Raw genomic sequence first — 6,331 nt, 5'->3', positions numbered from 1 at the left:
GGGCCCCCCCCCCCGTGGTCTGGCTTCAGCCGCGTGTGCCCCCCCCCCCCCCCCCCCGGGGGGGGCCCCCCCCCCCGGGGGGGGGGGGCCCCCCCCGCCCCCCCCCCCCCCCCGGCCCCCCCCCCCGACCGCCCACCGCCACCTCCTTCGTACGGCTCCCCTCGACCCGGAGGAACGCCTCCCATGTTCGACACAGTTCTGGTCGCCAACCGCGGCGAGATCGCCCTCCGGGTGATCCGCACCCTGCGGCGGCTCGGCATCCGCTCGGTCGCCGTGTTCAGCGACGCGGACGCCGACGCGCCGCACGTCCGCGAGGCCGATGTCGCGGTCCGGCTCGGCCCGGCCGACCGCAGCGACAGCTCGGCGGCCGAGACCTACCTGCGGACCGACCGGATCCTCGACGCCGCCCGCCGCACCGGCGCCCAGGCCGTCCACCCCGGCTACGGCTTCCTCGCCGAGAACCCCGGCTTCGCCCGCGCCTGCGCCGACGCGGGCCTCGCCTTCATCGGACCTCCTCCCGGTGCGGTCGAGCTGATGGGCGACAAGATCAATGCCAAGGAGGCCGTCCGGGCCGCAGGTGTCCCGGTGGTTCCCGGCAGCCAGGCCACCGCGCCCACCGACGATCAACTCGTCGCCGCCGCCGACGAGATCGGCTACCCGGTGCTGCTCAAGCCGTCCGCCGGCGGTGGCGGCAAGGGCATGCGGCTCGTGCGGGACCGCGCCGACCTGCCCACCGAGATCGCCGCCGCCCGCCGCGTCGCCCGCACCGCCTTCGGCGACGACACCCTGCTGCTGGAGCGCTGGGTCGACCGGCCGCGCCACATCGAGGTGCAGGTGCTGGCCGACGCCCACGGCACCACCGTCCACCTCGGCGAGCGCGAGTGCAGCCTGCAGCGCCGCCACCAGAAAGTGATCGAAGAGGCTCCCTCCGTTCTCCTCAATGCCGAGACCCGCGCCGCGATGGGCGCCGCGGCCGTCCGCGCCGCGGAGTCATGCGGCTACACCGGTGCCGGCACCGTGGAGTTCATCGTCCCCGGCATCGACCCGGACGCCCCTGACGCCGCCTCCGACGCCGACGGGGTGCGGGACTTCTTCTTCATGGAGATGAACACCCGTCTCCAGGTGGAACACCCCGTGACCGAGCTCGCCGTCGCGGTCGGCGCGGACTCGGCCCGGCTCGACCTGGTCGAGTGGCAGGTGCGCGTCGCCGCCGGCGAACCGCTCTCCTTCACCCAGTCCGACGTCTCCTTCCTGGGCCACGCCATCGAGGCCCGCATCTGTGCCGAGGACCCGGAACGGGACTTCCTGCCCACCGGCGGCCGCATCCTCACCCTGGACGAGCCCCGGGGCGAGGGCATCCGCGTCGACTCCGGGGTGGCCGCCGGAACCGTCGTCACCAGCGCCTACGACCCCATGCTCGCCAAGGTCATCGCGTACGGGCCCGACCGCCCGACCGCGCTGCGCCGGCTCCGCGCGGCGCTGGCCGACACCCGCATCCTGGGCATCACCACCAACACCGGCTTCCTGCGCCGACTGCTCGCACACCCCGAGGTCGCCGCCGGCCGATTGGACACCGGCCTGGTGGAACGGACGGCCCAGGAGCAGCCGGCCCTGCTCACCTCGCCGCACTCCCCCGTGAACGCGATCACCCCGGACGCGACCACGGCGGACCCGACCTCGACGGTCGAAGCACCGTCACCCGCTCACCTCCTCTACTACGCGGCCGCACTGGCACGGCTCCTGGAACTCACCCCGGCCGCCGACCCCGACGGCTGGACCGACCCGTTCTCCCTTCCCTCCGGCTGGCGCCTGGGCGGCACCCCCGCCTGGACCACCCACCGACTCCGTACCCCCGGCCAGGACCCGGTGGCGGTGCGCATCCGTTCGATCACTGCGGGCAACGTAGCCGATGCCACTGACAATTCCGCCGGGACCACCCGCGAGGTGGAGCTCCGGCTCGACGAGGGCCCCGCGCACCGCGCCCGCGCGACCCTGGCCGGCGACCGGCTGCACCTGACCGTCGACGGCCTCCGCACCGCGTTCTCACTGGCCACCGATGCCACCCCCGGCCTCGCCGCCGGACCGGTGACCTGGCTCGGCATCGAGGGCGACGCCTGGCCGCTGCACGCCTACGACCCGGTCGTCGAGAGCGCCGCCGGGGCCGGGGCGCACCACGGCGCCCTCACCGCCCCGATGCCCGGCACCGTGACCGTCGTCAAGACCACGGCGGGCGAGACGGTCCGCAAGGGGCAGCCCCTGCTCGTGCTGGAGGCCATGAAGATGGAGCACGTGATCGCCGCACCGCACGACGGCGTGGTGAGCGAACTGCGGGCCGCCGCCGGCGCCACCGTCGCGATGGAGGACCTGCTGGTCGTGGTCACCCCGGTCGAGGACGCGGCGGCCGGGGACGCGGCGGCCGATCCGGTCTCCGCCCCCGCCGAGCCCGCGGAGGTCCGGTCGTGACCACCCCCACCGCCCCCGCCCGCGAGCCCGACGCCCTCGACCTGGGCCTGCCCGACCCGGTCCGCGCCCCCGGTCTGCCCGAGGAGGTCCGGATCCACGAGGTCGGACCGCGCGACGGCCTGCAGAACGAGAAGTCCTCGGTGCCGGTCGAGGTGAAGGCCGAGTTCATCGCCCGGCTCGCGGCCGCCGGGCTGCGCACCGTCGAGGCCACCAGCTTCGTTCACCCGAAATGGGTACCGCAGCTGGCCGACGCGGAGGAGCTGTTCCCCCGGCTCGCCGGCCTGCCGGAGCGCCACCCCGGCCTGCGGCTGCCGGTGCTGGTGCCCAACGAGCGCGGCCTGGACCGCGCGCTCGCCCACCACGCGTCCGACATCGCGGTGTTCGCCAGCGCCACCGAGACCTTCGCCCGCCGCAACCTCAACCGCTCGGCGGACGAGGCCATGGCGATGTTCCGCCCGGTCGTGGCCCGGGCCACCGAGGCCGGGGTCGCGGTCCGCGGCTACCTCTCGATGTGCTTCGGCGACCCGTGGGAGGGCCCCGTCCCGGTCGACCAGGTGGTCCGGTACGGCGTGCAGCTGCTGGAGCAGGGCTGCGCGGAGCTGAGCCTCGGCGACACCATCGGGGTGGCCACTCCGGGCCAGGTCACCGCCCTGCTGGCGGGTTTCGCGCGGGCCGGCGTCCCGGTCGACCGGCTCGCCGTGCACTTCCACGACACCTACGGCCAGGCGCTCAGCAACACCCTGGCGGCACTGCGCGAGGGCGTCACCACGGTGGACGCCTCGGCGGGCGGCCTGGGCGGCTGCCCGTACGCGAAGAGCGCCACCGGCAACCTGGCCACCGAGGACCTGGTCTGGATGCTGCACGGGCTCGGCATCCGGACCGGCGTCGACCTGCGCGCGCTCGTCGCGACCAGCGGCTGGATGGCCGAGCGCCTCGGCCGCCCGAGTCCCTCCCGTGCCGTCCAGGCGCTGCTCGGCTCCACCGGGAGCTGACCCGCCCGCACCCGTCCCGGCGCCGACCGCCCGCAACCCGGCCGGCGCCGCGCACCACCCGCACCGCCCGACACCCGTCCCTCACATCACACCGCGCGTCCGTCACACCGTCCGACGGACGCCGGTCACCCCGCTCACGTCCGCAGCCGACCCGGCCGGGCGCCAGGAGGATCACCATGCTCGACCACAGGCTCAGCAGCGAGTACGAGGAACTGCGGCGCACCGTCGCCGAGTTCGCCCAGGACGTGGTGGCGCCGAAGATCGGCGGGTTCTACGAGCGGGAGGAGTTCCCCTACGAGATCGTCCGGGAGATGGGGCGGATGGGGCTCTTCGGCCTGCCCTTCCCGGAGGAGTACGGCGGCATGGGCGGGGACTACTTCGCCCTCGGCCTCGCCCTGGAGGAACTCGCCCGCGTCGACTCCTCGGTGGCGATCACCCTGGAGGCCGCCGTCTCGCTCGGCGCGATGCCGATCTACCGGTTCGGCACCGAGGAGCAGAAGCGCACGTGGCTGCCCCGGCTGACCTCGGGCGAACTCCTCGGCGCCTTCGGCCTCACCGAGCCGGAGGGCGGGTCGGACGCGGGGGCCACCCGCACCACGGCGCGCTACGACGAGGCCACCGACGAGTGGGTCATCAACGGGACCAAGTGCTTCATCACCAACTCCGGTACCGACATCACCGGTCTGGTCACCGTCACCGCACTCACCGAACCGATCGCTCGTTCGAGTGAAGAGGGCGAATTCCGCTCGCCTGCACGGGAGATCTCCTCCATCATCGTGCCCACCGGGACCCCCGGATTCCAGGTCTCGAAGAAGTACTCGAAGGTCGGGTGGAACGCATCCGACACCCGCGAACTGTCCTTTACCGACTGCCGCGTTCCCGCGGCCAACCTGCTGGGCGAGCGTGGCCGAGGCTACGCCCAGTTCCTGCGGATCCTCGACGAGGGCCGCATCGCGATCGCGGCCCTGGCCACCGGCCTGGCCCAGGGCTGCGTCGACGAGTCCGTGAAGTACGCCGGCGAGCGCCGGGCCTTCGGCCGGCCGATCGGCGCCAACCAGGCCATCCAGTTCAAGCTCGCCGACATGGAGCTGCGCGCCCACACCTCTCGCCTGGCCTGGCGGGACGCCGCTTCCCGGCTGCTGCACGGTGAACCGTTCAAGAAGGAGGCCGCGATCGCGAAGCTGTACTCGTCCGAGGCCGCCGTCGACAACGCCCGCGAGGCGACCCAGATCCACGGCGGGTACGGCTTCATGAACGAATTCCCGGTCGCCCGCTTCTGGCGCGACTGCAAGATCCTGGAAATCGGGGAGGGCACGTCCGAGGTCCAGCGCATGCTCATCGCCCGGGAACTCGGCGTCGGTTCGTGACGACCACACCCTGATGGTCACCTCCTGAGCCGCGCCCACCGGGTCACGTACCACTCAACGCGCTTCCCCGCGAACAGAGTTGGGGAGCCCGACGATGGAGGAGGCAGCAGGAGGAGACCTCGGGGAGGCTTCGTGAGAAGCCTCAGGAACGAGAGACCTCAGGGGATCACGATCACCGGACGGTTGGCCCGCCGCGCCAGCCGTCCGGAGACCGAGCCGAAGATCTTGCCGAGCAGGCCGTGCGTCGTGCCGACGACGATCGCGTCGGCGGCGTACTCACGACCGACCTCCTCGATCTCGTGGCAGATGTCCCCGCCGCGCTCGACCAGGATCCACGGCACCCCGGTGAGGAAATCCGCGCAGGCGAGCTCCAGGCCGAGGACCTCGGTCCGGTGGTCGGGGAGGTCGACGAAGACGGGTGGCTCGCAGCCTGCCCAGACGGTGGCGGGCAGACGGTTGGCGACGTGCACGATCACCAGACCGCACTGCGAACGGCGCGCCATGCCGACGGCGTAGGCGAGAGCGCGCTCGCTCGACAGCGAGCCGTCGAAGCCGACCACCACACCGTGCTGGAACACCGGGTCGAGGGACGGCGCCGGGGCTTCCTGCCCGGACGGCTCGGCGTGGCCACCCAGCGGGCCGGCCGCGCCGGCAGCCGCCTCCGGACGCTCGGCGCCCGGGCCCAGGCGGCCCGTCACCGGAGACCCGGCAGGGTCGGCCGGGGGCTCGCCACGCCGCTGGCGGGGCCCCTGGCGCTCACGGCGGGCGAGGCTGCCCCGACGGGCGAGGCCGCGCAGAGCGCGCGCGAAGCCCGGCGGGCCGTCACGCCCCGGGCCGGACTCCCCTGGCTCTGCCGGCCGGGCCACGCCGGTCGGCTGTGCCACGTCGGTCGGCCGGGCCGCACGGGCCACTCCGGCCGCCTCGGGTTCCTCGGCGGCGTCGGCTCGCTCGCGTCCCGTCCGTACGCCCGGGACGCGGCCCGGGGCCTCGGCGTGCGCGTCGGCTCGTCCATCGACCCGTTCGTCGACTCGTCCATCGGCTCGCGGGCCGGCAGACCCGCCCGCGCCGCCGTCGCCGTGGCCACCCTTGCGGTCGTCGTCACGGGCGTCGTCGAGACCGCCTTCGCGGCCCTCACCGAGGTGGCCGCTGCGGCGATCACGGTCGTCGTCGCCCTGCCGGTCGGCACGGACTTCGGCCGGTTCGTCGGGACGGTCGCAGGCAGACCCGCCCGCCGGGCCCACGCTGCGGAGGGTGTCCGGTTCGACCGGTCGGGGAGGCTCAAAACCAGCCATGGCTCACGGCTCTTCGATGGAGAGGGGCCGACAGGAGAGGAGAACAACGCTGCCCGGGCAGCAGGCCCGCCCACGGGATGACGTCGGTCTGCGCCGCGCAGCACCGTATGTGACCTGTTCCTTTCAGAGTACGACGGGCCTGGGGCCCCGCCCAGCGAGGAAGCCCCTGAGCGACGTTGTTCCCGCGAAAGGGGGATGCGCCCGCTGAGGCAGTGCG

The 6,331-nt window shown here is 74.0% G+C and carries 5 protein-coding genes; 4 read left to right on the top strand and 1 reads right to left on the bottom strand.

Annotation, left to right across the window (positions count from 1 at the left end):
• Nucleotides 1–183 precede the first annotated feature (183 nt).
• The 3 genes from ACFVUY_RS25825 to ACFVUY_RS25815 all read left to right on the top strand — a co-directional run bounded on the left by ACFVUY_RS25825 (nucleotide 184) and on the right by ACFVUY_RS25815 (nucleotide 4,822).
• Nucleotides 184–2,463, top strand: a complete 2,280-nt coding sequence (locus ACFVUY_RS25825) for a biotin carboxylase N-terminal domain-containing protein (protein WP_387733620.1) — start codon at nucleotides 184–186, stop codon at nucleotides 2,461–2,463.
• Complete coding sequence (locus tag ACFVUY_RS25820) at nucleotides 2,460–3,455, top strand: hydroxymethylglutaryl-CoA lyase (protein WP_387733618.1); 996 nt, start codon at nucleotides 2,460–2,462, stop codon at nucleotides 3,453–3,455. Before ACFVUY_RS25825 ends, ACFVUY_RS25820 begins: the two co-directional genes overlap by 4 nt.
• Nucleotides 3,456–3,631: 176 nt before the next feature.
• Nucleotides 3,632–4,822 carry an acyl-CoA dehydrogenase family protein gene (locus tag ACFVUY_RS25815; RefSeq protein ID WP_387691855.1) on the top strand — a complete coding sequence of 397 codons (1,191 nt, stop codon included), beginning with the start codon at nucleotides 3,632–3,634 and terminating at the stop codon, nucleotides 4,820–4,822.
• Nucleotides 4,823–4,980: 158 nt separating this feature from the next.
• Here ACFVUY_RS25815 and ACFVUY_RS25810 read toward each other — a convergent pair whose 3' ends face one another.
• A complete protein-coding gene (locus ACFVUY_RS25810; RefSeq protein ID WP_380351429.1) occupies nucleotides 4,981–5,457 on the bottom strand; it encodes a universal stress protein in 477 nt (158 codons plus the stop codon).
• A gap of 357 nt (nucleotides 5,458–5,814) precedes the next feature.
• On the opposite strand from ACFVUY_RS25810, the gene ACFVUY_RS25805 reads away from it, so the two are divergent.
• On the top strand, nucleotides 5,815–6,195 hold the full coding sequence (locus tag ACFVUY_RS25805; protein ID WP_387733615.1) for a hypothetical protein: 381 nt from the start codon (nucleotides 5,815–5,817) through the stop codon (nucleotides 6,193–6,195).
• The last annotated feature ends 136 nt before the right edge of the window (nucleotides 6,196–6,331 follow it).

Origin of the sequence: Kitasatospora sp. NPDC058063, assembly GCF_042885395.1 — a bacterium.
In the GTDB taxonomy this organism is placed as follows: domain Bacteria; phylum Actinomycetota; class Actinomycetes; order Streptomycetales; family Streptomycetaceae; genus Kitasatospora; species Kitasatospora lactacystinica.
This window is presented reverse-complemented; position numbering and strand designations above follow the sequence as displayed.